22 protein-coding genes are annotated in these 25,816 nt (G+C 65.3%); 13 read left to right on the forward strand and 9 right to left on the reverse strand.

The window, feature by feature from the left end:
- Positions 1 to 120: 120 nt before the first annotated feature.
- Both ABIB90_RS24800 and ABIB90_RS24805 read left to right on the forward strand, forming a co-directional pair.
- Entirely contained in the window at positions 121 to 1,923 is a 1,803-nt protein-coding gene (locus tag ABIB90_RS24800; protein WP_219684687.1) for a tetratricopeptide repeat protein, read from the forward strand.
- Between the two features lie 27 nt (positions 1,924 to 1,950).
- Positions 1,951 to 2,835 carry a 4-(cytidine 5'-diphospho)-2-C-methyl-D-erythritol kinase gene (locus ABIB90_RS24805; RefSeq protein ID WP_354162088.1) on the forward strand — a complete coding sequence of 295 codons (885 nt, stop codon included), beginning with the start codon at positions 1,951 to 1,953 and terminating at the stop codon, positions 2,833 to 2,835.
- Here ABIB90_RS24805 and ABIB90_RS24810 read toward each other — a convergent pair.
- The 5 genes from ABIB90_RS24810 to ABIB90_RS24830 all read right to left on the reverse strand — a co-directional run bounded on the left by ABIB90_RS24810 (position 2,832) and on the right by ABIB90_RS24830 (position 7,483).
- Positions 2,832 to 3,692: an alpha/beta fold hydrolase gene (locus ABIB90_RS24810; RefSeq protein WP_354162085.1), complete on the reverse strand. Its 861-nt coding sequence runs from the start codon at positions 3,690 to 3,692 to the stop codon at positions 2,832 to 2,834. The genes ABIB90_RS24805 and ABIB90_RS24810 overlap by 4 nt on opposite strands.
- Before the next feature lie 7 nt (positions 3,693 to 3,699).
- Positions 3,700 to 4,332 (reverse strand): LysE family translocator, encoded by a 633-nt coding sequence (locus tag ABIB90_RS24815; protein WP_354162083.1) that lies wholly within the window; start codon positions 4,330 to 4,332, stop codon positions 3,700 to 3,702.
- A gap of 60 nt (positions 4,333 to 4,392) precedes the next feature.
- Positions 4,393 to 5,649, reverse strand: coding sequence for a beta-ketoacyl-ACP synthase II (gene fabF, locus ABIB90_RS24820; RefSeq protein WP_354162080.1), 1,257 nt, complete (start codon positions 5,647 to 5,649; stop codon positions 4,393 to 4,395).
- Between the two features lies 1 nt (position 5,650).
- Positions 5,651 to 6,166, reverse strand: coding sequence for a winged helix-turn-helix transcriptional regulator (locus tag ABIB90_RS24825; RefSeq protein WP_354162078.1), 516 nt, complete (start codon positions 6,164 to 6,166; stop codon positions 5,651 to 5,653).
- Between the two features lie 309 nt (positions 6,167 to 6,475).
- Complete coding sequence (locus tag ABIB90_RS24830) at positions 6,476 to 7,483, reverse strand: polyprenyl synthetase family protein (protein WP_007594965.1); 1,008 nt, start codon at positions 7,481 to 7,483, stop codon at positions 6,476 to 6,478.
- A gap of 132 nt (positions 7,484 to 7,615) precedes the next feature.
- On the opposite strand from ABIB90_RS24830, the gene ABIB90_RS24835 reads away from it, so the two are divergent.
- From ABIB90_RS24835 to glyS, 6 genes are all read left to right on the forward strand, one after another.
- Complete coding sequence (locus tag ABIB90_RS24835) at positions 7,616 to 7,843, forward strand: putative signal transducing protein (protein WP_007607161.1); 228 nt, start codon at positions 7,616 to 7,618, stop codon at positions 7,841 to 7,843.
- Positions 7,836 to 8,606, forward strand: coding sequence for a tRNA1(Val) (adenine(37)-N6)-methyltransferase (locus tag ABIB90_RS24840; RefSeq protein ID WP_354162074.1), 771 nt, complete (start codon positions 7,836 to 7,838; stop codon positions 8,604 to 8,606). The genes ABIB90_RS24835 and ABIB90_RS24840 overlap by 8 nt, the downstream gene beginning before the upstream one ends.
- Before the next feature lie 211 nt (positions 8,607 to 8,817).
- A complete protein-coding gene (locus ABIB90_RS24845) occupies positions 8,818 to 9,726 on the forward strand; it encodes a S49 family peptidase (protein ID WP_354162071.1) in 909 nt (302 codons plus the stop codon).
- Positions 9,727 to 9,842: 116 nt separating this feature from the next.
- Complete coding sequence (locus ABIB90_RS24850; protein WP_354162142.1) at positions 9,843 to 10,034, forward strand: hypothetical protein; 192 nt, start codon at positions 9,843 to 9,845, stop codon at positions 10,032 to 10,034.
- Positions 10,035 to 10,241: 207 nt separating this feature from the next.
- Positions 10,242 to 11,177, forward strand: a complete 936-nt coding sequence (locus ABIB90_RS24855) for a glycine--tRNA ligase subunit alpha (protein WP_354162068.1) — start codon at positions 10,242 to 10,244, stop codon at positions 11,175 to 11,177.
- Entirely contained in the window at positions 11,177 to 13,276 is a 2,100-nt protein-coding gene (gene glyS / locus ABIB90_RS24860; RefSeq protein ID WP_354162065.1) for a glycine--tRNA ligase subunit beta, read from the forward strand. The genes ABIB90_RS24855 and glyS overlap by 1 nt, the downstream gene beginning before the upstream one ends.
- Before the next feature lie 265 nt (positions 13,277 to 13,541).
- Here the strand turns inward: glyS and ABIB90_RS24865 are convergent, their stop codons facing one another.
- Positions 13,542 to 13,895 carry a DUF1236 domain-containing protein gene (locus tag ABIB90_RS24865; protein ID WP_007594952.1) on the reverse strand — a complete coding sequence of 118 codons (354 nt, stop codon included), beginning with the start codon at positions 13,893 to 13,895 and terminating at the stop codon, positions 13,542 to 13,544.
- Positions 13,896 to 14,118: 223 nt separating this feature from the next.
- On the opposite strand from ABIB90_RS24865, the gene ABIB90_RS24870 reads away from it, so the two are divergent.
- The 3 genes from ABIB90_RS24870 to ABIB90_RS24880 all read left to right on the forward strand — a co-directional run bounded on the left by ABIB90_RS24870 (position 14,119) and on the right by ABIB90_RS24880 (position 19,250).
- Entirely contained in the window at positions 14,119 to 14,274 is a 156-nt protein-coding gene (locus ABIB90_RS24870; protein ID WP_007594951.1) for a DUF3096 domain-containing protein, read from the forward strand.
- A gap of 96 nt (positions 14,275 to 14,370) precedes the next feature.
- The gene (gene ppdK / locus ABIB90_RS24875; protein WP_007594947.1) at positions 14,371 to 17,325 is read left to right on the forward strand and encodes a pyruvate, phosphate dikinase; all 2,955 of its coding nucleotides are present in this window, start codon (positions 14,371 to 14,373) and stop codon (positions 17,323 to 17,325) included.
- A gap of 473 nt (positions 17,326 to 17,798) precedes the next feature.
- A complete protein-coding gene (locus tag ABIB90_RS24880; protein ID WP_354162060.1) occupies positions 17,799 to 19,250 on the forward strand; it encodes a cell wall hydrolase in 1,452 nt (483 codons plus the stop codon).
- 62 nt (positions 19,251 to 19,312) lie between these two features.
- Here the strand turns inward: ABIB90_RS24880 and nadC are convergent, their stop codons facing one another.
- The 3 genes from nadC to nadA all read right to left on the reverse strand — a co-directional run bounded on the left by nadC (position 19,313) and on the right by nadA (position 23,096).
- Positions 19,313 to 20,191: a carboxylating nicotinate-nucleotide diphosphorylase gene (nadC, locus tag ABIB90_RS24885; RefSeq protein ID WP_354162057.1), complete on the reverse strand. Its 879-nt coding sequence runs from the start codon at positions 20,189 to 20,191 to the stop codon at positions 19,313 to 19,315.
- Between the two features lie 11 nt (positions 20,192 to 20,202).
- A complete protein-coding gene (locus tag ABIB90_RS24890; protein WP_354162055.1) occupies positions 20,203 to 21,810 on the reverse strand; it encodes an L-aspartate oxidase in 1,608 nt (535 codons plus the stop codon).
- A gap of 179 nt (positions 21,811 to 21,989) precedes the next feature.
- Positions 21,990 to 23,096: a quinolinate synthase NadA gene (gene nadA, locus ABIB90_RS24895; protein ID WP_354162052.1), complete on the reverse strand. Its 1,107-nt coding sequence runs from the start codon at positions 23,094 to 23,096 to the stop codon at positions 21,990 to 21,992.
- 330 nt (positions 23,097 to 23,426) lie between these two features.
- Between nadA and ABIB90_RS24900 the strand changes: the two genes are divergently transcribed.
- Positions 23,427 to 24,680, forward strand: a complete 1,254-nt coding sequence (locus tag ABIB90_RS24900; RefSeq protein WP_219684676.1) for an MFS transporter — start codon at positions 23,427 to 23,429, stop codon at positions 24,678 to 24,680.
- A gap of 40 nt (positions 24,681 to 24,720) precedes the next feature.
- On the forward strand, positions 24,721 to 25,707 hold the full coding sequence (gene acuI, locus ABIB90_RS24905) for an acrylyl-CoA reductase (NADPH) (RefSeq protein WP_219684675.1): 987 nt from the start codon (positions 24,721 to 24,723) through the stop codon (positions 25,705 to 25,707).
- The last annotated feature ends 109 nt before the right edge of the window (positions 25,708 to 25,816 follow it).

Genomic DNA, 25,816 nt, shown 5'->3' on the forward strand with positions numbered 1-25,816 from the left:
GTGAAGCGCCAAAAGCGGCATTGTCGGCCCGACGGTTCCGGGTCCCCATGCCACCGGCCGCGTTCGCATGCGATACGGCCTTCTTCAGACCCAGGCACTACCAACTCAAGGCGAGCCCTGATGTTTTCAAATCGTTTCAACCGCTGGACTGTTGCCGCCATTGCCCTCATGGGCTCAGCGATGGCGACGGTCCCCGGCGCGGTCCTGGCGCAGACGCCGGACCATCCGTCCGACACGGCGGCGCAGTTTCCGACCCGAAACGATCTGAAGGCGCTGACCACCTCCGGCAGCTATCTCGCCGCCCGCCACGCCAGCGTCGAGCGCGACGCGGCCTCCGCCGCCGCGTTCTATCGCTCGGCCCTGCGCACCGATCCCAAGAACAACGAGCTGCTCGACCGCGCCTTCATCTCTTCGGTCGCCGACGGTGACATCGACGAAGCCGTCAAACTCGCCGAGCGCATCCTGACCATCGACAAGACCAACCGCGTTGCGCGCCTCGTCGTCGGCGTGCACGATCTCAAGTTCAAGAAGTACGCGACCGCGCAGACCAACATCAACCAGTCGATCCGCGGTCCGATCACCGATCTCGTCGCCACGCTGCTGTCGGGCTGGGCCGCCTATGGTGCGGGTGATGCCAAGGGCGGCGTCGCCACCATCGACAAGCTGGCCGGTCCGGAATGGTATCCGCTGTTCAAGGATCTCCATGCCGGCATGATCCTCGAGCTCGCCGGCAAGGAGAAAGACGCGGGCGCCCGGTTCGAGCGTGCCTACAAGCTCGACGATTCCATGTTGCGTGTCACCGAGGCCTATGCGCGCTGGCTGTCGCGCAACAAGGACTCGGCCGCCGCGACCACCGTCTACCAGGCTTTCGACAAGAAGCTCGCCCGCCATCCGCTGATCGTAGAAGGGTTGCGCGACACCAAGGCCGGCAAGAAGATGCCGCCGCTGGTCGATAGCGCGCAAGCCGGCGCCGCAGAAGCACTCTACGGCATCGGCGCCACACTGACCCGCCGCGGCGGCGAGGATCTGGCGCTGGTCTACCTCCAGCTCTCGCTCTACCTCCAGCCCACCCATCCCCTGGCGCTGCTCTCGCTTGCCGATCTCTATGAATCGGTGAAGCGGCCGCAGATGGCGATCAAGGTCTATGAGCGGGTGCCGGCGTCCTCGCCGCTCAAACGCAACGCCCAGATTCAGCTCGCCATCGATCTGGATTCCGCCGACCGCACCGACGAGGCGATCAAGATCCTCAAGGGCGTCACCACTGAGGATTCCAAGGATCTCGAAGCCATCATGGCGCTCGGCAACATCGAGCGCGGCCGCAAGAAGTTCGGCGAATGCGGCGCGACCTATTCGCAAGGCGTCGACGTGCTGCCGGCCGGCAACGACAAGGCCAACAGCGTCTGGTATTATTATCGCGGCATCTGCGAGGAGCGCTCCAAGCAGTGGGGCAAGGCCGAAGCCGACATGAAGAAGGCGCTGGAGCTGCAGCCCGACCAGCCCCACGTCCTCAACTATCTCGGCTATTCCTGGATCGACCAGGGCATCAATCTCGACGAAGGCATGAAGATGATCAAGCGGGCGGTCGAGCAGCGCCCGGATGACGGCTACATCGTCGACTCCCTTGGCTGGGCCTATTACCGCATCGGCAATTACGAGGACGCGGTGAAGAACCTCGAGCGCGCCATTGACCTCAAGCCCGAGGATCCCACGATCAACGATCACCTTGGCGACGCCTATTGGCGCGTCGGCCGCACGTTGGAAGCCAAGTTCCAGTGGGCGCACGCCCGCGATCTCAAGCCCGAAGCGGATGAGCTTCCGAAGATCGAGGCCAAGATTGCCAACGGAATGACCGACGACAATTCGAACTCCTCGGCTGCGCAGGCGGAGAAGGAGAAGAAGAAGGACGACGGCAAGGGCGGCTGAGTGAGTTGAAGGTGGGGCGTGTCGTCAATGCCGGCGTTGATTGAAGAAGGGCGCGCGAAGGTCAATCTGAGCCTTCGCGTGGTCGGCCGTCGTGCCGACGGCTATCATGATCTCGAAAGCGTGGTCGCGTTTGCCGACTGCGCCGACCGGCTCACGCTGGAGCCCGGCAGCGAGCTGAAGCTCACCACGACAGGGCCACTCGCGGCGGCCTGCGGCGATATGGCCGACAACCTCGTGTTCAAGGCGGCCAAGCTCCTGGCCGAAGCCGTCCCGAACCTGAAGCTGGGCGCCTTCGCGCTCGACAAGGTGCTCCCGGTCGCCGCCGGCATCGGCGGCGGCTCGGCCGACGCGGCTGCGGCGCTGCGATTGCTGGCGCATCTCAACGATCTTTCGCTCGAAGACCCGCGGCTGCAGAAGGTTGCGCTTGCGACCGGTGCCGACGTGCCGGTGTGTCTGTTCTCGCGCGCCTGCGACATGACCGGTGTCGGCGAACAGCTGCTGCCGCTCGCGTTGCCGAGCATGCCCTGCGTGATGGTCAATCCGCGCGTGCCGGTCGCGACCAAGGATGTGTTCCAGGCGCTGGGCCTGCGCAACGGCGAACTCCTGGTCGGCGCCACCTCCGTCCTCGACGCTCCGGCCTGGCCGGGCGAGGGCGCCTCCATTGCCGATTGGGTCGACACGCTCGAGACCGTCGCCAACGATCTCGAAGCCCCCGCGATGCGCATCGAGCCTGTCATCGGCGACGTGCTGGAAGCCTTGCGTGGCTCCGCCGGCGTCAAGCTTGCCCGCATGTCCGGCTCGGGTGCGACGTGCTTTGCGATCTATGGCGCATCTTCCGAAGCGCATGCCGCCGCCGAGACGATCCGCAGGGATCATTCCGGCTGGTGGGTGCACGCGGGGACGCTGAGCTAGGCCAGCCCGAGAAACTCCCGGATCTCACCTAACACCTCCTGCGGCTTGTCATGTTGCAGCCAGTGTCCGGCCCCGGCGATGGTCTCGACGCGCGCCTGCGGAAAGTAGCGCTCCAAGCCCGCGGCCCTTGCGCCAGCCAGAAAGCTTTCGCCGGCATTCAAGAGCAGCGTCGGACAGGCGATGCGCGACCACAGCGCGATGTGATCGTCCGGCCAGAGCCGGTGCGGCGCAGAGGCGCGCTGGTGGGGATCGAACTTCCAGCTATAGGTGCCGTCCTCGTTCTGCCGCGCGCCGTGGGTGGCGAGATGCAGCGCGAGGTCGCGGGATAGCCGCTTGTTGTGAAGCACCATCTGCGCCGCCGCATCTTCGAGCGTCGAATAACGGCGCGGTGCGCGGTCGTGCAGCTTGTCCAGCTGACCGACCCATTTGCCGATACGCTCATGCACCGGCGGTTTTGGTGTATCCGGCAACATCGTCACGCCGTCGAGCACGACCAGCTTCGAGACCTGTTCGGGGAAAGCCCCTGTAAAGATCAGGCTGACCATGCCGCCCATGGAGTGGCCGATGAGAGTGACTTGAGGCGCTGCGACGGCACGGACGAGCTGGGCCAGATCGTACACATACTCCGTCAGTGCGTAGCTGCCGCCTTTGGTCCAGTCCGAATCGCCGTGACCGCGCAGGTCGGGTGCGAGCACGTGGAAATGCGGCTGCAGCGACCGGGCGATGACGTCCCAGCTCCGGCAATGATCGCGGCCGCCATGAACCAGGATGGCGACCGGCGCGCCGTCGTTGCCCCAGTCGGCATAGTGCAGCCGCAGGCCGTGAGACTCGTAAGTGCGGCTTTGCGGGGCGGGCATGGTGGCGCTATCCATTCGCGGGTCGCCGCGCCAGTGCGAGCGACAGGCCGAGCCCTGCGATGAAGAGGCCGGAGCCCTGGGTGAGACGTCGCATCAGATGTGGCCTTCCGATCAACTGCGTGCGTGTCGCGGAGGCCATCAGCACCACCACGATGTCGGCGAGCGTGTTCAGCGTCACCGAGATCGCACCCAACATGATGAATTGCAGTGTCGGGTTCGATCCCGCGGGGTCAAGGAACTGCGGAATGAAGGCGAGGAAGAAGGCGGCGGTCTTCGGGTTCAGCGCCTCGACCAGCACGCCGTCGCGAAAGGCGCGCTTGTCGCCGACGGGCTCGCTGTCGAATGACAGCGTGCGGCCGGCGCTGCGAAAGGTCCTGATGCCGAGCCAGACCAGATAGAGTGCGCCGACAAACTTCACGGCGGCGAACAGCTCGGCGCTGGCAAGAATGATGGCGGAGATGCCGAGGCTGCCTGCGACCACATGAACCAGCCCGCCGAGCGCGGTGCCCACGGTCGATGCAAAACCGCTGGCGCGCCCTTCCGACAAGGTCCGTGCCGCGACGTAGAAAATACCGGGGCCGGGAACGGCGGCGATGAGACAAGCGGCGGCCAGGAACAGCCAGAAATTCGTGTTGATCATCCCGCTTTGGTAGCGATGCTTGCCGCGATTGCAAGGCCCCGTCGTCTACAAGGCTTGCGTTTAGCCCATCCGGCGGAAGATCACGCTGGCATTCACCCCGCCGAATCCGAACCCGTTCGAGATCGCGTGCTGCATCGGCATCGGGCGCGCCACACCGGCGATGATGTCGATGCCGTCAGCGGCGGGATCAGGGTTTTCGAGATTGAGCGTCGGCGGCGCGATCTGGTCGCGCAGGGCGAGCACGGTGAAGACCGCTTCCAGCCCACCCGCGGCGCCGAGCAGATGGCCGGTGGCCGATTTGGTCGCGCTCACGGCGATGCCGCGGTGACGACCGAACAGGGCGGCAATCGCGCCAAGCTCGCTCTCGTCGCCGGCCGGTGTCGACGTCGCATGCGCGTTCAGGTGCTGCAAATCCGCAGGCGCAAGCTTCGCCTGCCGGAGCGCGATCTCCATGGCGCGCCGCGCGCCGTCACCGTCAGGCGGACCCGATGTCATGTGATAGGCGTCCGCGGTCGTACCGTATCCGACAATCTCCGCGATCGGCGTCGCGCCACGCGCCAATGCATGCTCCAGCTCCTCGATCACCAGGATGCCGGCACCTTCGCCCATGACAAAACCGTCGCGGTCGCGATCGAACGGGCGCGAGGCGCGTGCGTCATTGAACCCGCTCGACAGTGCGCGGGCCGCAGCGAAGCCGCCGAGGCTGACGATGTCGATGCAGGCTTCCGCGCCGCCGCAGATCGCCACATCAGCCTCGCCCGCGCGGATCATGCGCGCGGCATCCCCGATCGCCTGAACGCCGGCGGCGCACGCCGTGACCGGTGTGCCCAGCGCTCCCTTGTAGCCGTATTTGATCGAGACGTGCCCCGCAGCGAGATTGGCGAGGAAAGAGGGGATCGTGAACGGCGACAGCCGGCGCGGGCCGCGCAGTTCGGTGATGCGCACCGCCTCCGCCATCGCCGGAAAACCGCCGACGCCGGAGGCGATGATCGTCGCGGTTCGTTCCTGTGCTGCCGCGTCCTGCGGTGTCCAGCCGGCCTGCGCCACAGCTTCTGCAGTGGCGAGCAGCGCGAACAGGATGAAGCGGTCCATCTTGCGCTGGTCTTTCGGCGCGGCGGCCTGCGCGGGATCGAAGCCGCCGTCCGCATCATCGGCCTTGTCGGGCACGAGGCCGGCAATGCGTGCCGGCAGCGCCTGCGACCATTCCGGCAGCGGGCGCAGCCCGCTTTGACCGGCCAGCAGCCGGCGCCACGACAGTTCGACACCGCAGCCAAGCGGCGACACCGCGCCCATTCCCGTCACGACGATACGACGCATGTCAGTCTCCAGCCGGCGCGACGGCCGGGTTCATGGCTTTGAGCGAGGTCAGCCGTTTGCGCATGACACGGCTGGCGCGGGGACCGGCGATGATGACCGCATTGGTGAGCGTAATCGGCTGCATGTCGGCGGCATCGACCACCACCGGATTGAATGGACGACGATCGCGCCGGTTCGCGAGCAGGATCGCTTCGCCCTTCGGTGCGAGATGCTTGTTGCCCCAGGCGAGCAGGGTCGCGACCACGGGGAAGAAGTCCCGGGCCTTGTCCGTCAGCACATATTCATAGCGCGGCGGCCGTTCATTGTAGCGGCGGCGGACGAACATGCCGCTTTCGGTGAGATGGGCCAACCGCCGCGACAGGATGTTCGGCGCGATCCCGAGGCTTTGCGAAAATTCGTCGAACTTCGTTGCGCCCTGGAAGGCATCCCGCAGGATCAAAATGCTCCACCATTCGCCGACCGTCTCCACGGCGCGGCCGACCGGACATTCCTGAATGGAGGGGGATTTGGGCTGCATGAGGGGAAGGTAGGAGAGTGGCTTGCAAAATGCAAGTCACTGGGCGAGCAGTGGCCGATGTGGGTGGAGGGAGCCAAGGCAGCTGCGAAGCTGAAGCTGTCGCTGCGCTCGCAATGACGGTGTTGATGAAGTGGCGAGGCTATCTCAACGATGTCGTCCCGGCGAAGGCCGGGACCCATACCCACGACCGTTGGTGCACGATGGTGGCCACAGCGCGCTCAGACAACGCTGACCGGGGTCATGGGTCCCGGCCTTCGCCGGGACGACGCTGAGGGTGTGGCGACCGGCAAGCGCTAAGGATGCGGAGCCCTAATGCGACCGTGCCAGACAGAACGCCACGACCTGCTCCAGCGCGCTCTTCATTGGCGAGGATGGGAACAGCGCCAGCGCGTCCACCGCCATGGCGCCGTAGTGCTGGGCGCGGCTGCGCGTGTCTTCGAGCGCACGATGCTTGTTCATCAGCCCGATGGCGTGGTCGAGGTCGGTGTCGCCGATTTCGCCGCGCTCGAGCGCGCGGATCCAGAAGGCGCGCTCGGTGTCGTTGCCGCGGCGGAAGGCGAGCACGACGGGCAGCGTGATCTTGCCCTCGCGGAAATCGTCGCCGGTATTCTTGCCGAGCTTCGCGCTCTTGCCGCCATAGTCGAGCACGTCGTCGACGAGCTGGAAGGCGATGCCGAGATTCATGCCGACCGAGCGGCAGGCGGTCTGCTCCGCCTTCGGACGGTTGGCGATCACGGGGCCGACCTCGCAGGCGGCCGCGAACAGCTCGGCGGTCTTGCCGCGGATCACGGCGAGATATTCGTCCTCGGTGGTCGCGGTGTTCTTGGCGGCGGCAAGCTGCATCACCTCGCCCTCGGCGATGGTGGCGGCGGCCGCGGAGAGAATGTCGAGCGCGCGGAGCGAGCCGACCTCGACCATCATGCGGAAGGCCTGGCCGAGCAGGAAGTCGCCGACCAGCACGCTTGCCTCATTGCCCCAGAGCATGCGCGCCGACAGCTTGCCGCGGCGCATCTCGCTTTCGTCGACGACGTCGTCATGGAGCAGGGTGGCGGTATGCATGAACTCGACGCTGGCGGCGAGCTTGATATGGCCGTCGCCGGTGTAGCCGGCGAGGTTGGCCATGGCCAGCGTCAGCATCGGGCGCAGGCGCTTGCCCCCGGAGGAGATCAAATGGTTGGCGACCTCCGGGATCATGGTCACGTCCGAACCGGTCCGCGACAGGATCGTGGCGTTGACGCGCTCCATGTCACCGGCGACAAGGGCAACCAGCTCTTCGATCGACGCGCCGGGAGTTTCGAAAGGTACGATGACGGCCACGCCGGTCTCCAATATTTGCCCCGGAAGGGCTATTCTGATGGAGAGACAATAGAAACTGGACGGGGATGCGGCAAGGGCCGTGGAACCATTGACATTTGGCGCTTAATCCCCGCCAGGCAGGAGGCTTGTGTTTTGCGAGAACTGGTTCGGACCAACGATATGGTGCTGGTGTCGGCGATCGGCGCGCTGCTCGACGGCGCCAACATCCATCATCTGGTGCTGGACCAGAACATGAGCATCATCGAGGGCTCGCTCGGCATTTTGCCGCGGCGGATCCTGGTCCACGAGGACGACGCCATCGAGGCCCGGCAGCTTCTGACCGAGGCCGGCCTCAGCCACGAACTGCGCGGCGATGAGTGAAGCACTGGCAGACCTCACCGAGGACGCCTTTCTCGGCGGGCAATTGCGGCTGAAGCAGAAGCGGTCCGGCCATCGCGCCGGGCACGATGCCATTCTGCTCGCGGCGGCGACGGAGGCGAGGGCGGGCGACCGCGTCGTCGATTTCGGCGCCGGTATCGGTGCGGCCGGGCTTGCGTTGGCGCGGCGCGTTGCCGGGATCAGGCTCGGCCTGGTCGAGATCGATCCCGAACTGGCGGAGCTTGCGCGCGTCAATGCGGCAGCGAATGCGATTGCCGCCGAGACGATCGTGCTCGACGTCACCGCGGACGCGCAGGCCTTCGCGGCCAGCGGGCTCGCGCCGGATAGTGTCGACGTGGTGCTGATGAACCCGCCCTTCAACGATCCCGCTCGCCATCGCGGCTCGGCCGACCAGGCGCGCCAGATCGCGCATGTGGCGACGGATGAGACGCTGAATGCCTGGGTGCATGCGGCGCGGCGCATCCTCCGCTCGAATGGCGCGCTGACATTGATTTGGCGCGCAGATGGGATCGCGGAGGTTTTGGCGGCGCTGTCTCGCGGCTTCGGCAGTCTTGTGATTCTGCCGGTTCACGGTGAAGCCGGGCGGCCCGCGATCCGCGTGCTGGTGCGCGCGGTCAAGGGCGGGAGGGCCCCGGCACGATTGTTGCCCGGCCTCATGCTCAACGAAGAGTCACGCGTGCCTAAAAAAGAGGTGATGGATATTCTGGAGGGAAGGGCGGTTCTACCCCTGGTGGAACCGTGCTGAGCTATTGCGGAAGCGATTCCGACTGGTGCTCTTGCGGAGTCGTCAGGCGGATCGCCATGAATAGCGCACCGATCAGCAGCATCAGCAGATAGATTTTCATGGTGTTCTCCGCTGGCCCATTGCAGCCTCTCAACGGGGTTTTTGCAAAACACGTTCCGGGCCCTTCCAATGACAGTCGCGTGATAAGAAATGGTTAATTAGAGGTAACGGCATGGCCGAACAATTGAACGATCGTGAGAGTTCCGGCCTGGCCGACAAGCTCATGCAATATCTGCCGGCGCGCTTCCGTCCCGGCACGGCCGTGGTGCCGGTGGTGCGGCTGTCCGGTGTGATCGGCGCGGTGACGCCGCTGCGTCCGGGTATGACGCTCGCGACCGTTTCGCGGGTGCTGGAGCGGGCGTTTTCGACGCGCAACGCCAAGGCGGTGGCGCTGGTGATCAATTCGCCCGGCGGCTCGCCGGTGCAGTCGCGCCAGATCTACCTGCGCATCAAGCAGCTCGCGGCGGAGAAGAAGCTGCCGGTGCTGGTGTTCGTCGAGGACGTCGCGGCCTCCGGCGGCTACATGATCGCCTGCGCCGGCGACGAGATCATCTGCGATCCGTCCTCGATCCTCGGTTCGATCGGCGTGGTCGGCGGCAGTTTTGGTTTCCAGGAGGCGATCAAGCGGCTCGGCATCGAGCGGCGCCTCTACACCGCCGGTGCGCACAAGGCGATGCTCGACCCGTTTCTCCCTGAAAACCCCGACGACGTCGCCAAGCTGAAGGCGCTCCAGCGCGAGATCCACCAGATCTTCATCGCGCTGGTGAAGGAGAGCCGCGGCGCGCGGTTGAAGGGCTCCGACGACACCCTGTTCACGGGCGAATACTGGGCCGGCGAGAGTTCGATCGCGCTGGGGCTCGCCGACAGCATCGGCGATCTCCGCTCAACTCTTCGTGCCCGCTATGGCGAGAAGGTTCTCACCCCCGTGATTGCCCAGCCGACCGGTCTGCTCTCCAGCCTTTTGGGCCGGAAATCGCCAGGCGCGGGGCAGCTTTCGGCCATGGAATCAATGGCCGGCCTGCCGGACGACCTGATCTCGGCGGTCGAGACGCGCGCGATCTGGGCGAAATTCGGGTTCTAGACGGAGCCCCTCCGCGCCATTTGGTCCCAAGGAGACTTGAGGCTGAACCAATTGCGGCGCGGCCCGGTCTGAGCAAGAATGCGCGTGGGGGCTGAGCATTGAACAAGGATCGACCGATGCCGCCGTTCGTCGCTTTCGCGGGCGTCCTGGGCGGGCTTGCCGTGGTCCGCTGGGCCTACAAGACCGCCGTCAGGATCAACCAGGAGCTGGAGGAGATGCGCCTCTCACGCGTCGCCGAGGCCGCCCATAGGGAGGCCGTCCAGACGCTGAAACAGGATCCTGTGACCGGAGCCTATCGACCGGGTTAGCTGGCGTCTTTCCATACGCCGTCATTCCGGGGCGATGCGAAGCATCGAACTAGGGTGCGCAGTTGCGCACCTGAGAAGCTCGACATTCCGGGTTCGCCCTTCGGGCGCCCCGGAATGACGCCATTCCACCCCCTTCGCCTTGATTCCCACCCCTGCCGTCGATACGGTCCCGCGCGATTCAACCCCCCGCGAGAGCCCGATCTGACGATGGACGCCTCCTTGCCCGCCCATATGCGCCCGGAACGCTCGTTCCAGGGTTTTATCCTCGCGCTCCAGCGGTTCTGGGCCGAGCAGGGCTGCGTGATCCTGCAGCCCTACGACATGGAGATGGGTGCGGGCACCTTCCATCCGGCGACGACGCTGCGCGCGCTCGGGCCAAAGCCCTGGAATGCGGCCTATGTGCAGCCTTCGCGCCGACCCAAGGACGGCCGCTACGGCGAGAATCCGAACCGGATGCAGCACTACTACCAGTTCCAGGTGATCATGAAGCCGTCGCCGCCGAACCTTCAGGAGCTGTACCTGAAGTCGCTCGCCGCGATCGGCATCGATGCCGCCATGCACGACATCCGCTTCGTCGAGGACGATTGGGAGAGCCCGACGTTGGGCGCCTGGGGCCTCGGCTGGGAGTGCTGGTGCGACGGCATGGAAGTCAGCCAGTTCACCTATTTCCAGCAGGTCGCGGGTGTCGAATGCGCGCCGGTCGCGGGCGAGCTTACCTACGGGCTCGAGCGGCTCGCGATGTACGTGCAGGGCGTCGATCGCGTCTACGACCTCAACTTCAACGGCCGCGACGGTGACGCCAAGGTCACCTATGGCGATGTCTTCCTGCAGGCCGAGCGGGAATATTCGAAGCACAATTTTGAGATCGCCGACACCGCGATGCTGTTCGAGCAATTCAAGATGGCTGAAAGCGCGTGCAGAACGTACCTAGAAGCCGGCTGGAAAGATGGCAAGCGCGAGGCGCATTTGATGGCGCTGCCGGCCTATGACCAGTGCATCAAGGCGAGCCACGTGTTCAACCTGCTCGACGCGCGCGGCGTGATCTCGGTGACGGAGCGGCAGAGCTACATTCTTCGCGTGCGCGAATTGGCAAAGGCTTGCGGCGAGGCCTGGATCCATACTGAAGCGGGCGGAGCGGCCTGATGCCCGATCTTTTGCTTGAACTGTTCTCCGAAGAAATCCCCGCGCGCATGCAGGCCAAGGCGGCGGAGGACCTGCGCCGCATGGTCACCGACAAGCTCGTCGCCGAAGGCCTCGTCTACGAGGGCGCGAAGGCGTTCGCGACGCCGCGCCGCCTCGCGCTCACCGTGCACGGCATCCCTGCGCGCCAGCCTGACCTGAAGACCGAACGCCGTGGACCGAAGATCGGCGCGGCCGATGCGGCCGTGCAGGGGTTCCTCAAAGCGACGGGCCTGACATCGCTCGACGAGGCCAAGATCCAGCGCGACCCAAAGGGCGACTTCTACATCGCGCTGATCGAGAAGCCCGGCCGCGACGCCATCGACGTGCTCGCGGAAATCCTTCCCGTCATCATCCGCACTTTCCCCTGGCCGAAATCGATGCGCTGGGGCGCGCGCTCCGGCAAGCCGGGCTCGCTGAGCTGGGTGCGCCCGCTGCACGCGATCACCGCGACGTTCGGGCTCGAAACCGAAGAGCCCGACGTCGTGAAATTCGCGGTCGATGGCATCGAGGCCGGCCAGACCACCCACGGCCATCGCTTCATGGCTCCTAGCGCGATTTCCGTGCGCCGCTTCGAGGACTACGAAGCGAAGCTGAAGGCTGCCAAGGTCATCCTCGATCCGCAGGCGCGCAAGGACATCATCTTCGCCGACGCCAAGGAGCTGACCTTCGCGCAAGGGTTCGAGCTGGTCGAGGACCAGGTGCTGCTCGACGAGGTTTCGGGCCTCGTCGAATGGCCTGTCGTCATGATGGGATCGTTCGAGCCGGAATATCTGGCGATCCCGGACGAGGTGATCCGCGCCACGATCCGCAACAACCAGAAGTGCTTCGTCGTCAGGGATTCCAAGACGGGCAAGCTGACCAACAAGTTCGTCCTCACCGCCAACATCGAGGCGCCCGACGGCGGCAAGACCATCGTCGCCGGCAACGAGCGCGTGATCCGTCCGCGCTTGTCGGATGCGAAGTTCTTCTACGAGACGGATTTGAAGACGAAGCTCGAGGATCGTCTGCCGAAGTTCGAGCAGATCGTGTTTCACGAGAAGCTCGGCACTCAGGCTGAACGCATCAAGCGGATCGAACGCCTCGCCGCCGAGATCGCGCCGCTTGTCGGTGCCGATGTCGCGAAGGCGACGCGTGCCGCGCATCTGGCCAAGGCCGATCTGCTGACCGAAGTCGTCGGCGAATTCCCCGAGGTGCAGGGCCTAATGGGCAAATACTATGCGCTGGCCCAGGGCGAGGATGCGTCCGTCGCCGCGGCTTGCGAGGAGCACTACAAGCCCCAAGGTCCTGCCGATCGCGTGCCGACCGATCCGGTTAGCGTCGCCGTGGCGCTCGCCGACAAGCTCGACACGCTTGTCGGCTTCTGGGCGATCGACGAAAAGCCGACGGGCAGCAAGGACCCGTATGCGCTGCGTCGCGCGGCGCTGGGTGTGATCAGGCTGATCGCTGAGAACGCACTGCGTCTGTCGATCATGAAGACGGCGGCGTCCGCACTCGCCGGCTTGTCCTTGAAGCCTGCCGATGCGCAGAAGCTTCCGAGCGACCTGCTTGCTTTCTTCGCTGATCGCCTGAAGGTTCAGCTCCGAGAGCAGGGCGCGCGGCATGATCTCGTCGATGCCGTGTTCGCGCTCGGCGGCCAGGATGATTTGCTGATGATCGTTCGCCGCGTCGAGGCGCTCGGCAAGTTTCTCGAGACCGACGACGGCAAGAATTTGCTCGCCGGCATCAAGCGCGCCAGCAATATCCTGGGCATCGAGGAGAAGAAGGACAAGCGCACGTTCGACGGCGCGCCCGACGCTGCACTCTACAGCCTCGATGAAGAGAAGGCGCTGGCGAAGGCGATCGGCGAAGTGCAGGCGGAAGCAAGCGCCGCCGTCGCCAAGGAAGACTTCGCGGCTGCGATGAGCGCGATGGCAAAGCTGCGCCCGCCGGTCGATGCGTTCTTCGAGAAAGTTCGCGTCAACGACGAGGATGCGAAGGTGCGTGAGAACCGCCTGAAGCTGCTCAACGAAATCCGCAGCGCCACGCGTGCGGTGGCGGATTTCTCGAAGATCCAGGATTGACCTCGTGCCCCGGACGCGGCGCAGCGCTTCTTAGCGGTGCGCTGCAGAGCCGGGGCCCATGCCGCCGCAAAAGATTCTGGGTCCCGGCTCTGCGCCGCAACGCTACGCGCTGCGTCGCGTCCGGGACGCGAGAGCACGCACACACGAAGCACAAAAAGCCCCGCCCGGCGGGGGGAGGACCGGGCGGGGCCTGATGTCCGACTCTACTGCTCGCGTCAGCCTGATTGATGTGACGCGCCGGACACCTAGTCGATCCCTGAAGACGCTAGTCCATCACCTCGACGATGCGCCGCGAGCGCGGCTCGACCAGCACGGTCTCGCCGTTCACGACGGTGTAGCGATAGGTGGTGGCGCCGAAACGTTGCGGCACGTCATAATAGGTCACGCCGCTTTCAGGTAAGGTGGCACCGACCACCACGCGATCCGGGATGCGGAAAGCCGGCACACGTTGTTCGACGACATAGTCGCGGAACGCCGGCCGCTGCTCGACCGCAATGGTCGGACCGCTGTCGACGACGACGGGTGCGCGTCCCACTGTGACGCTGCTTTGCGCCTGCGCCGCAAGGGGCGAGCCGATCGCGGCCGCGAGCGCTGCAAGAGCAAGAATCCTGTTCCGCATGGGCAACTCCTTCGAGAAGGTTTTCGGGAAGCGCCAATGGCGCGACCGGTTGCCAATGCATGCGTCTTCGCGATGTTCCGGAAAACGGCCGCCGCATTCGCGGCATTTTCGGGCAGTTTTCGCGAAGCCGGGAACTCGCGCCCGCCCAGTGCGTCTCTACCCGCGGAACCTAGTCCGCTATGATCCCGCCGCGATTCGCCCCCACCCCACGGAAAGAAAGTTCATGCACATCACCGTCGCCCATATCTCGCCGATCCTGTCGCTGCTTGCGGGTGTGCTCATCCTGATCATGCCGCGCCTGCTGAACCTGATCGTCGCGATTTTTCTCATCATAAATGGTGCGATCGGGCTCGGATTGTTGAAGTGGCTCCATCTCTAGGCCTTCATTCTACGGAACTCTTCGACTTGCGCGGACCTGCCCAAAGTGGTGTAAGGCCCGCGATTACCCATTCCTCTCGCAGGTTGTGTGCAAGCTATGGCCAAAGCCGCCTCGAAAACTTCAGCGAAAATGCCAGCGAAATCAAAGTCCTCTGCCAAGGCGAAAGCCGCGCCGGCGGCCCGCAAGGCACTTGCCAAGCGCGCCCCGAAGCCCGTGGCCAAGGCTGCTGCCAAGCCGGCTGTGAAGCCTGCGGCCAAGGCCGTTTCCAAGGCTGTTGCGAAGGCGCCGAAGAAGCCGGTTGCGCCGAAGGTCGCCGCGAAGTCGGTACCGAGCAAGGCTGCTTCAACCAAGGCGGCGCCTGTTGCGGCCAAGGCCGGCAAGTGGGTGTTCACGTTCGGGGACGGCAAGGCCGAGGGCAAAGCGGAGATGCGCGACCTGCTCGGCGGCAAGGGCGCCAACCTCGCCGAGATGGCCAATCTCGGCCTGCCGGTGCCTCCGGGCTTCACCATCCCGACCTCGGTCTGCACCTATTTCTACGCGCACGACAAATCCTACCCCAAGGAATTGAAGTCGCAGGTTGAGAAGGCGCTCGACCATGTCGGCAAGTTGACCGGCAAGATCTTCGGCGATTCCAGGAACCCGCTGCTCGTCTCCGTGCGTTCCGGCGGCCGCGCCTCGATGCCGGGCATGATGGACACCGTGCTCAATCTCGGCCTCAACGACGAAACCGTGGAAGCGCTGTCGGAACTGTCGGGCGATCGCCGCTTCGCCTATGACAGCTATCGCCGCTTCATCACCATGTATTCGGACGTGGTGCTCGGCTTCGAGCATCATCATTTCGAGGAAATCCTCGACACCTTCAAGGACAGCCAGGGCTACACGCTCGACACCGATCTCACCGCCGACGACTGGGTCGATCTGGTCGGCAAGTACAAGGACGCGGTCGCGCGCGAAACCGGCAAGGATTTTCCGCAGGATCCGCACGACCAGCTCTGGGGCGCCATTGGCGCGGTGTTTTCATCCTGGATGAACGCGCGCGCGGTGACCTACCGCAGGCTGCACGACATTCCGGAATCCTGGGGCACCGCGGTCAACGTGCAGGCCATGGTGTTCGGCAACATGGGCGAGACCTCGGCGACCGGCGTTGCCTTCACGCGCAATCCCTCGACCGGCGAGAGCAAGCTCTACGGCGAGTTCCTGATCAACGCGCAAGGCGAGGACGTGGTGGCGGGCATCCGCACGCCGCAGGACATCACCGAGGAAGCGCGCAAGGACTCGGGCTCCGACAAGGCGTCGATGGAATCGGCGATGCCGGAAGCCTTCAACGAGCTGACCCGGATCTACACGCTGCTCGAGAAGCACTACCGCGACATGCAGGACATGGAGTTCACGGTCGAGCAGGGCAAGCTCTGGATGCTGCAGACCCGCGGCGGCAAGCGCACCGCGAAAGCGGCGCTGCGCATCGCGGTCGAGCTCGCCAATGAAGGCCTGATCACCAAGAAGGAAGCGGTGACGCGGATCGACCCCGCCTCGCTCGATCAGCTGCTGCATCCGACCATCGACCCCAATGCCAAGCGCGACGTGATCGCGACCGGCCTGCCGGCCTCGCCGGGTGCGGCCTCCGGCGAGATCGTGTTCTCCTCGGACGAGGCGGCCAAGCTTCAGGCCGACGGTCGCAAGGTGATTCTGGTCCGGATCGAGACCAGCCCCGAGGACATCCACGGCATGCACGCCGCCGAAGGCATCTTGACCACCCGTGGCGGCATGACCTCGCATGCTGCGGTGGTCGCGCGCGGCATGGGCAAGCCATGCGTCTCCGGTTGCGGCACCATCCGCGTCGATTACGGCCGCGGCACCATGAGCATCGGCTCGCGCACCTTCAAGACCGGCGACGTCATCACCATCGACGGCTCGCTCGGCCAGGTGCTCGCCGGCCGCATGCCGATGATCGAGCCCGAGCTGTCCGGCGAGTTCGGCACGCTAATGAAATGGGCCGACCAGGTCCGTAAGATCGGCGTGCGCGTCAACGCGGACACGCCGGAAGACGCGCACACCGCGATCAAGTTCGGCGCGGAAGGCATCGGCCTGTGCCGTACCGAGCACATGTTCTTCGAGGAGACGCGCATCCGCACGGTGCGCGAGATGATCCTCTCCGAGGACGAGCAGTCGCGCCGCGCTGCGCTGGCAAAGCTGCTGCCGATGCAGCGCGCCGACTTCGTCGAGCTGTTCGAGATCATGAAGGGTCTGCCCGTCACGATCCGCTTGCTTGATCCGCCGTTGCACGAGTTCCTGCCGCACACCCATGCCGAGGTTGAGGAAGTGGCGCGCGCCATGAACACCGACCCGCGGCGCCTGGCCGACCGCGCGCGCGAGCTGTCGGAGTTCAACCCGATGCTCGGCTTCCGCGGCTGCCGTATCGCGATCGCCTATCCCGAGATCGCCGAGATGCAGGCGCGGGCGATCTTCGAAGCGGCGGTCGAGGCCGAGAAGCGCACCGGCAAGGCCGTCGGCCTCGAGGTGATGGTGCCGCTGATCGCCACCAAGATGGAGCTCGACCTCGTCAAGGCGCGCATCGATTCCACCGCGAAGGCGGTGATGCGCGACACCAACACCAAGCTGACCTACCAGGTCGGCACCATGATCGAGCTGCCGCGCGCCTGCCTGCTCGCGGCCGAGATCGCGGAGAGCGCCGAGTTCTTCTCGTTCGGTACCAACGACCTTACGCAGACGACGTACGGCATCAGCCGTGACGATGCCGCGAGCTTCCTCGGCACCTACGTGTCCAAGGGCATCCTGCCGATCGATCCCTTCGTCGCGCTCGACCAGGAAGGCGTCGGCGAGCTCGTCAAGATCGGCGTCGCACGCGGCCGCAAGACGCGCGCCTCGCTCAAGGTCGGCATCTGCGGCGAGCACGGCGGCGATCCCGCCTCCGTCGCCTTCTGTCACGCGATCGGCCTCGACTACGTCTCCTGCTCGCCCTACCGCGTCCCGATCGCCCGCCTCGCGGCGGCGCAAGCCGCGCTCGGCAAAGCGGTTGCGAGCCAGGCATAAGCCGATTTGAAATGCTGAATGCGGAGAGGCGGGGCCAAGCCCCGCCTCTTTCTTTTTGAGGCTCGACTGCTTCCACGCCGTCATTGCGAGCGTAGCGAAGCAATCCAGAATCTTCGTGCGGCAGCAGTCTGGATTGCTTCGTCGCAAGAGCTCCTCGCAATGACGAGCTTGAGGAGCGTGCGTGTGAGCACATCGCGCAATACCGGGAACCCATCGCGCGTCCCGTAATGACACGTGCGAGCAAGAGTTCCTTCACCATTCGCGTTGACCAATTGTTTACCGCGCAGCGTGAGGGCGCGTTTACCAACGCGCATCGTCGCCCTGTGAAAACACCTGCGATTGCTTGCGTGTGCCGCATGCGCAACGCCGATTAACGCCCCGGCAACCTAAATTAGATACTCACGATAAAGATCGAATTGCACGGATGTACTGCGGCTCGATTTTTCTAGCGTAAGCGTAGCGTGAGCGTATCGATGTTATTGTTGCGTACCCATCCGAAGGGCGCGCGGTTCGCGTCCTTCGGCATCGGTCTCTGCATCTTCGCATTGATGCCGAGAGAGACCGGCTATCAGGACATTGCCTCGCTGCTGGCGCGCCAACCCGGCGTCGCGGAGCGTTGGCAGAAGCAGGTATTCTCTGCTGCGTCCTCCATACAGCTGGCCACTTACAGTTTTTCCCGGCCGATCGGCACTTCGGCTCCGCAGAGCGCGATGGTTCGCCTCGCGAGCCTCGATGGCCGCGATGTCACCGGCGCGATCAGCCGCAATCCGGCGCTTCAGGCGCCGCCGCGCTACCAGGCCGCCGATTTTCCCAAGGTCGATCGCTCCATGAAGGGTGATCGCCTCGCAACGGTCACACCGACGCAGGCTCCCGAAGCGGGCGCGCCGACGGCAGCGCCGACGCAGGAAGATCCCGCGACATCGAACAGTTCGGTGTTCGGCGCCAAGACCGTCGCACTGCCACAGGCGATGTCGCCGGAGTCCGCGGCCGCGCTCGATCCCGAACTCGCGGAGGCGCTGCGCGCGCCGCCGCTGCCGCAATACACCAATGCGCCACAGGCCAGCGACGCCGCGCGCTCGATCGCGCTCCAGCCGCTCGAAGCGCTGAAGCAGGCCACCATTCCGGCTGCACCGCCGCGCGATCCGTTCCGCGTCAAGACCTCGAACCTATTCTTCGGCAGTTCCTCGCTCGGCGGCAATGTCGAGAGCATCGAGAGCTGGCAACCCGGTGCGGAGCCGCTGATCGTGATGCCCGACCCCGACATGAAGGTGACGGCCTCGCTGTCGCCGCCGGAGGATCTTGCGAAGGATATCGAAAGTGGCGAGAGCGTCGCGCCGAAAGGTGAGGTCAACGTCGACAACCAGCGTGCCAGATCGCCGGCGGAGCGGCTCGCGCTCGACGACAAGTCGCGCGCGAAGTCCGAAAAATGCCTCGCGGAAGCCGTCTATTTCGAATCCCGCGGCGAGGCCGTGCGCGGCCAGATGGCGGTTGCGCAGGTGGTGATGAACCGCGTGTTCTCCGGTAAATATCCCGACACCGTGTGCGGCGCCGTCTATCAGAACAAGCACCGCCATCTCGCCTGCCAGTTCACCTTTGCCTGCGACAACAATGCCGACGTGATCCGCGAGCCCGAGATGTGGGAGCGTGCGAAAAAGATCTCGAAGGCCATGCTCGACGGCCAGATCTGGCTACCCGAGGTCGGCAAGTCCACGCACTACCACGCCTATTGGGTGCGCCCATCCTGGGTCGCCGAGATGAAGAAGATGTACAAGACCGGCGTCCACACCTTCTATCGCCCGCGCGCCTGGGGCGACGGCAGCGAGGAGCCGAGCTGGGGAACCCCGGCGCAGACCGCCGCGCTCTCCGCCGAGCTCACCCAGGAAGCCAAGAGCTCCGCCGAGATGGGCGTAAGCGAACGAAGATAGGCGTTCACAAGAATTCGTCATGCCCGGGACAAGCCCGGCCATGACGGAGAGGGAAGTCCGCCTCACATCTCGATATCCAGCGCGCAGTCGAAATTCGGCGCCGAATGCGTCAGTGCGCCGGATGAGGCGTAGTCGACGCCGGTCGCCGCGATGGCTGCGATCGAGTCCAGGGTGACGCCGCCGGATGCCTCCAGCTTGAGGCGTCCCTCGTTGATCCCAACGGCTTCGCGCAGCGTCGCAATGTCCATGTTGTCGAGCAGCACGGCGTCGGCAAGGCCGGTGTCGAGCACCTCGCGCAACTGCGCCAGCGTGTCGACCTCGATCTCGATCTTGACGAGATGGCCGGCATGGGCGCGGGCGCGCTCCAGCACGGGGCGGATGCCGCCGGCAACCGCGACGTGGTTGTCCTTGATCAGGATCGCGTCGTCGAGCCCGAAGCGGTGATTGAAGCCGCCGCCGCAGCGTACCGCGTATTTCTCTAATGCGCGCAATCCCGGCGTGGTTTTTCGCGTGCAGCAGATCCGCATCCGGGTGCCCTCGATGCGCGCAACATAGTCCGCCGTGAGCGTCGCAACGCCTGACAGGCGGCCGACGAAATTCAGCGCGGTCCGCTCCGCCGTGAGGACGGCGCGTGCCGGCCCCGAGATCGTCAGCACCTGCTGCCCGCGGGCGACGCGCGCGGCGTCGCGAACATGTGCGCGTACCTCGATGTCGGGCGAAAGCCTTTGCAGGGTGGCGAGCGCCAGCGGCAAGCCGGCGATCACGCCGGATTGCCGTGCGACCAGGATCGCTTGCGCCTTCGTTGCCTCGGGGATCGTCGCAAGCGAGGTGATGTCGCCGGCGCGGCCGAGATCCTCATCGAGCGCGCGGTGCACAGCCTCGTCGATCGCGAGCGGGGAGAGGAAGGCGTCGGGGTAGAGCAGAGAGGTTGGGGTGATCATGGCGGACTCCGTCAAGCGATCATGGGTTGCGCGATGCGTGGTGTCGGGCGTTCGGTTAGGCCATCTGCGATCTCGCGCACTGCTGCGAGCGTCGTCATCGTGCGTTGTGCGAGCGCGGGAACGTCCGCGGAATGGTCGGAGCGGAAATGCGCGCCGCGGCTCTCGCGCCGGTTCCAGGCCGACGCCGCCACGAGCAGGGCTGCCGTTGCCATGTTGCGGACCGTGATGCTCGCGGCCTCGCATTCGAGCGCGGCGAAGCTGCGGACCGCCTCCGCAAGCCCCTCACCATTGCGGATCACGCCGACATGCGCGCTCATCAGCGTCCGCAGCCGGTTCACGTCCGCAGCATCCGGCGCGTCGCCCCGCGGCGTCGGCACGTCCTCAAGGCGCGCGGGCGAGGGAATGGTGCGGCCGGCGATGTCGTCGGCGATGCGCGCGGCGTAGACCACGGCCTCCAGCAGCGAATTCGACGCAAGCCGGTTCGCGCCATGCGCGCCGGTGGACGACACTTCGCCGCCGGCCCAGAGCCCGTCGATCGAGCTGCGGCCGCGATCGTCCACCGCGATGCCGCCCATGTGATAGTGCGCCGCCGGTGCGATCGGGATGGCCTGCGTGGCGGGGTCGATGCCGGCGGCGATGCAGCTTGCATGAACGGTCGGGAACCTGTCGGCAAAACGTGCGCCCAGCGCCTGCCGCGCATCGAGGAAGGCGCCGCGCCCGGCCGAGATCTCCGCGAATACGCCGCGGGCCACGATGTCGCGCGGTGCGAGCTCGGCGAGCGGATGGCGCGCCGCCATGAAACGCTCGCCACGGCCGTTGATCAGCGTCGCGCCTTCGCCGCGCAGGGCTTCCGTGGCGAGCGGCGCGGGATCGCGGCCGACCATGATGGCGGTCGGGTGAAATTGCACGAATTCGGGATCTGCAATGACCGCGCCGGCGCGTGCGGCGATCGCAAGGCCGGATCCGCTGGCCTCGCGCGGATTGGTGGTGACGGCATAGAGATGGCCGATGCCGCCGGTGGCGAGCACCACCGTCCGCGCAGCGAGGAGGACCGGCCGTGCGGCGTAATTGCGGACTTCGCGCAGTTGAAGGCCGATGACAGCGCCGTCCTCGGTCAACAGCGCTTCGGCGACAAAGCCTTCGATCAGCCGGATCGATGGTGTGCGCCGCACGGCCTCGCTCAGGGCTGCGATGATGGCGGCGCCCGCGCCGTCGCCGCGCACATGCACGATACGCCGCGCCGAATGTGCGGCTTCGCGCCCGACGGCGAGCCTGCCTTCGAGATCGCGGTCGAACGGCACGCCATAGGCGAGAAGATCCTGAATCCGCGGTGCGGCCTCGCGCGCGATCCCCAGTGCGACAGCTTCGTCGACGATGCCGCCGCCGACGGCAACCGTGTCCGCAGCGTGCGCTTCCGGCGTATCGCCTTCAGCCACGGCCGCGGCGATGCCGCCTTGCGCCCATGCGGATGACGCGCCCTGTCCGAGCGGCGCGGCCGAGATCAATGTCACCGGCCGCGGCGCGAGCTTCAATGCGCAAAAGAGTCCGGCGAGACCGCCGCCGACGATGACGACATCGTCGGCGCTGCGGGCGAGGGGGTGGATGGTGTTCGTTGTCATAGCTTTCTCCAAGCTCTCAGCTGTCGTCCCGGCCTAGTGCGCAATTGCGCACGGGGGGGCCGGGACCCATGCTCCGCAGCAGCTGTTGTTTGGCTCAGCTGCTTGACGCTGTTCTTTGCAACCGGCGGCGTTCGGTGGTTATGGGTCCCGGCCTTCGCCGGGACGACCGCTGTGTGTTGCTAGTTCTTCAAATTGATCATCCGCTCGACCGAGCGCCTTGCGCGGTCCGCAAGCGTGGGATCGATCGTGACCTCCTCGCGAAGCGTCAGCAGGCTCTCCAGAATGTTGGCGAGCGTGATGCGCTTCATGTGCGGGCAGATGTTGCAGGGACGCAGCATCTCCACATCGGGCAGCTCGGCGCGCACATTGTCGGCCATCGAGCATTCCGTGATCATCACCAGCCGCCGCGGCCGCCGCTCGCGCACCCAGTTGATCATGTGCGCGGTCGAGCCCGTGAAGTCGGCCTCGGCCAGCACGTCCGGAGGGCATTCGGGATGGGCGATGATCTGAACGGAGGGATCGGCCTCGCGGTAGCTGCGCAGCTCGGCGCCGGTGAAACGCTCGTGCACCTCGCAGGCGCCCTTCCAGGCAATGATCTTCACGTCGGTCTTCGAGGCCACGTAAGTGGCGAGATAGCGGTCGGGCAGGAAGATCACGCTGGGCGCGCCGAGGCTCTCGACCACCTGAACCGCGTTCGACGAGGTGCAGCAGATATCGACCTCGGCCTTCACCTCCGCGGAGGTGTTGACATAGGCAACGACAGGCACGCCGGGAAATTTTTCGCGGAGCAGGCGGACGTCGGCGCCAGTGATGCTGGCGGCGAGCGAGCAGCCCGCGCGCGTATCAGGGATCAGCACCGTCTTGTCCGGATTGAGCAGTTTCGACGTCTCCGCCATGAAGTGCACGCCGCACTGGACGATGATGCCGGCCTTCACCCTGGTGGCTTCGACCGCGAGCTGGAGCGAATCACCGCCGATGTCGGCGACGCAGTGGAAGATCTCCGGCGCCTGGTAATTATGCGCGAGAATCACCGCGCCGCGCGCCTGCTTCAGTTCGTTGATCGCCTTGATCGTCGGGGCCATCAGCGGCCATTCGATCGGCGGGATCACCTGTTTCACGCGCTCGCAAAGCGGTGCGGTGGCTCGCTCGACCTCCGGCGTCCATTCCAGTGAAGGCATCGGCAGCGGAGGTCCGGTTCGCGCCTGCCCCGGCCGTGCCGGCGCGATGACGTGGCCCTGCGGCCGGTTGGCAAAGTCGTCGGGGCCGTAAATTCCAGTTAGCGGCATCGAAGCCTCCCGAGTATGTCAGTTGTACTCAATATGAGTATATTTGTGGCCTGAGAAATCCGGCCGAGGGGGCCGGTGGACCGTCGATATGCTCAACTTGAGTAAATCGAAGATAACACGGCGCGCGGCGGGCCGCCAGATCTTGCCGCACACATTTCCGTCAAGTCAGGTGCCCGGCGCGTCGGGCTAGGCCGCGAGGAAATGCAATGCTCCCGCGCCAGCTCTTCGCGGAATGCAATCGTTTTTGACTTGGGGTTTTCATGCAGATGCATTAAACGAGCTGGCTCGCGGCTGCCATTTGCGAATCCGCGACGACGCACGAGGAACAGCATGTCGACACAGATGGGCGAGCTCGGTTCGGTCTCCCGTTCCTCCTCCTGGCGTACGCCGGCGATCATCATTCTCTGCGGCTGCGCGATCGGGATGCTCGGCTTCGGCCCGCGCTCGGCGCTCGGTTTCTTCGTACAGCCGATGAGCCATGAATATGCCTGGGGCCGCGACGTGTTCGGCCTCGCGATCGCGTTTCAGAATTTGCTGTGGGGACTGGGCCAGCCCGTCGCCGGCGCGGTCGCCGATCGCTTCGGCCTGTTCCGGGTAATGTGCGTCGGCGCTCTGCTCTATGCCGGCGGCTTGCTCCTGATGCGCTATTCCTCGACGCCGCTGTCGCTCAACATCGGCGCTGGCGTCATGGTTGGCTTCGGTCTCGCCGGCTGCTCGTTCAATCTGGTGCTCTCGGCATTTACCAAGCTCTTGCCGGCCGAGAAGCGCGGCCTTGCGCTTGGCGCCGGCACTGCGGCGGGATCGTTCGGGCAGTTCCTGTTCGCGCCGATCGGTGTGGCCCTGATCGACAATTTCGGCTGGCAGCAGGCGCTCACCGTGTTCGGCTTCCTGATGCTGCTGATCATCCCGCTGGCGCTGGCGCTCTCGACGCCGCCGGTCGCAAGCACGGCAAACGCGGCGCCTGCGGACCAGCAGACTTTCACCAAAGCGCTCGCGGAAGCCTTCGGCCATCGCTCCTACGTGCTGCTTGTGCTCGGCTTCTTCACCTGCGGCTTCCAGCTTGCCTTCATCACGGTGCATCTGCCGGCCTTCCTGGTCGATAACGGGATCTCCACGCAAATCGGTGGCTGGGTGATCGCGGCGATCGGCCTGTTCAACATCATGGGATCGCTGAGCGTCGGCTATCTCCAGAACTCACTTCCCAAGCGCTACATCCTCTCGAGCATCTATTTCACCCGCGCGCTTGCGACGTTTGCCTTCATCTCGTTCCCGATCACGCCATTCTCGGCGATTGCGTTCGGCGCGGTCTCCGGCCTGACCTGGCTGTCGACCGTGCCGCCGACCTCGGCGCTGGTCGCGATCATGTTCGGCACGCGCTGGTTCGCCACCCTCTATGGCTTCGCCTTCGTCAGCCATCAGGTCGGCGGCTTCCTCGGCGTCTGGCTCGGCGGCATTGTGTTCGAGCGGTTCGGTTCCTACACGCCGATCTGGTGGCTCTCGATCCTGTTCGGCGTGCTCTCGGCGCTGATCAATCTTCCGATCGTGGAAAAACCGGTCCAGCGGGCGGTTGCGCAGCCTGCCTGATCGGCTAAACATCCCCTGAAACAAGTCAGGGAGTTTTGCTGTGGCGACGTTCAAGGCGATCCGGATCGACAAGGCGGACAAGGGCACCACCGCGCAGCTCACGCAGTTCGACGAAGCCGAGCTGATGGAGGGCGACGTCACCGTCCGCGTGGAATGGTCGACATTGAACTACAAGGACGGCCTTGCGCTCACCGGCAAGGCGCCGGTGGTGCGCCGCTTTCCGATGATTGCCGGCATCGATTTCGCCGGCACCGTCGAGCAGTCCTCGCATCCGCAATGGAAGGCGGGCGATAAAGTCGTCTGCACCGGCTGGGGCATGGGGGAGACCCATCTCGGCGCCTATGCCGAGAAGGCGCGGGTGAAAGGCGACTGGCTGGTCGCTCTTCCGCAGGGCCTGTCGGCGCGCGACGCCATGGCGATCGGCACCGCCGGCTTCACCGCGATGCTGTCCGTGCTGGCGCTGGAGAAGCACGGAGTGTCGCCGAACAGCGGTCCGGTCGTGGTGACAGGCGCGGCGGGCGGCGTCGGCTCGGTTGCGACCGCCGTGCTCTCGAAGCTCGGCTATCACGTCATCGCCTCCACGGGACGTGCGTCCGAAGCGGACTATCTGAAAGAGATCGGCGCGACTGAGGTGATCGACCGCAACGAATTGTCAGCGGCCGCCAAGCCCATCGCCAAGGAGCGCTGGGCGGGTGGCGTCGACAGCGTCGGCTCGACCACGCTCGCAAATCTCCTGTCGATGACAAAGTATGGCGGCGCGATCGCGGCCTGCGGCTTGGCGGCCGGCATGGACCTGCCGTCTTCCGTCGCACCCTTCATTTTGCGCGGGGTGTGCCTTCTCGGCATCGATTCCGTGATGTGCCCGATCGAGCCGCGGAAAGCCGCCTGGCAGCGCCTGGCGTCCGATCTGGACCGGACGAAACTAGCTGAAATTACTCACGAAATTCCGCTTTCCGAAGTTCCGGAGTGGGGCGCGAAAATCCTGGCCGGCCAGGTCCGCGGTCGCACCGTGGTAAAAATTCTCTAACGGCGTTCAGACTTTACCAACCATGCTGCTTCAATGTCGCCATGGTTAGTATGGTAAGCAGCGGGTAAAGAGATAAGGCATAGCCCGCTGCGGGGTTGGTTCGGAGTTG

It is taken from the genome of Bradyrhizobium sp. JR4.1, from assembly GCF_040548605.1.
GTDB lineage: Bacteria > Pseudomonadota > Alphaproteobacteria > Rhizobiales > Xanthobacteraceae > Bradyrhizobium > Bradyrhizobium canariense.

Coding starts and splice junctions, on each gene's coding strand:
- ppdK (WP_007594947.1), top strand. CDS start 14,371: ATGGCCAAAGCCGCCTCGAAAACTTCAGCGAAAATGCCAGCGAAATCA.
- ABIB90_RS24890 (WP_354162055.1), bottom strand. CDS start 21,810: ATGACAACGAACACCATCCACCCCCTCGCCCGCAGCGCCGACGATGTC.
- ABIB90_RS24850 (WP_354162142.1), top strand. CDS start 9,843: ATGCCGCCGTTCGTCGCTTTCGCGGGCGTCCTGGGCGGGCTTGCCGTG.
- ABIB90_RS24840 (WP_354162074.1), top strand. CDS start 7,836: ATGAGTGAAGCACTGGCAGACCTCACCGAGGACGCCTTTCTCGGCGGG.
- ABIB90_RS24800 (WP_219684687.1), top strand. CDS start 121: ATGTTTTCAAATCGTTTCAACCGCTGGACTGTTGCCGCCATTGCCCTC.
- nadC (WP_354162057.1), bottom strand. CDS start 20,191: ATGATCACCCCAACCTCTCTGCTCTACCCCGACGCCTTCCTCTCCCCG.
- glyS (WP_354162065.1), top strand. CDS start 11,177: ATGCCCGATCTTTTGCTTGAACTGTTCTCCGAAGAAATCCCCGCGCGC.
- ABIB90_RS24810 (WP_354162085.1), bottom strand. CDS start 3,692: ATGCCCGCCCCGCAAAGCCGCACTTACGAGTCTCACGGCCTGCGGCTG.
- ABIB90_RS24815 (WP_354162083.1), bottom strand. CDS start 4,332: ATGATCAACACGAATTTCTGGCTGTTCCTGGCCGCCGCTTGTCTCATC.
- fabF (WP_354162080.1), bottom strand. CDS start 5,649: ATGCGTCGTATCGTCGTGACGGGAATGGGCGCGGTGTCGCCGCTTGGC.
- ABIB90_RS24870 (WP_007594951.1), top strand. CDS start 14,119: ATGCACATCACCGTCGCCCATATCTCGCCGATCCTGTCGCTGCTTGCG.
- ABIB90_RS24880 (WP_354162060.1), top strand. CDS start 17,799: ATGTTATTGTTGCGTACCCATCCGAAGGGCGCGCGGTTCGCGTCCTTC.
- ABIB90_RS24900 (WP_219684676.1), top strand. CDS start 23,427: ATGTCGACACAGATGGGCGAGCTCGGTTCGGTCTCCCGTTCCTCCTCC.
- ABIB90_RS24825 (WP_354162078.1), bottom strand. CDS start 6,166: ATGCAGCCCAAATCCCCCTCCATTCAGGAATGTCCGGTCGGCCGCGCC.
- ABIB90_RS24865 (WP_007594952.1), bottom strand. CDS start 13,895: ATGCGGAACAGGATTCTTGCTCTTGCAGCGCTCGCGGCCGCGATCGGC.
- ABIB90_RS24805 (WP_354162088.1), top strand. CDS start 1,951: ATGCCGGCGTTGATTGAAGAAGGGCGCGCGAAGGTCAATCTGAGCCTT.
- ABIB90_RS24845 (WP_354162071.1), top strand. CDS start 8,818: ATGGCCGAACAATTGAACGATCGTGAGAGTTCCGGCCTGGCCGACAAG.
- ABIB90_RS24855 (WP_354162068.1), top strand. CDS start 10,242: ATGGACGCCTCCTTGCCCGCCCATATGCGCCCGGAACGCTCGTTCCAG.
- nadA (WP_354162052.1), bottom strand. CDS start 23,096: ATGCCGCTAACTGGAATTTACGGCCCCGACGACTTTGCCAACCGGCCG.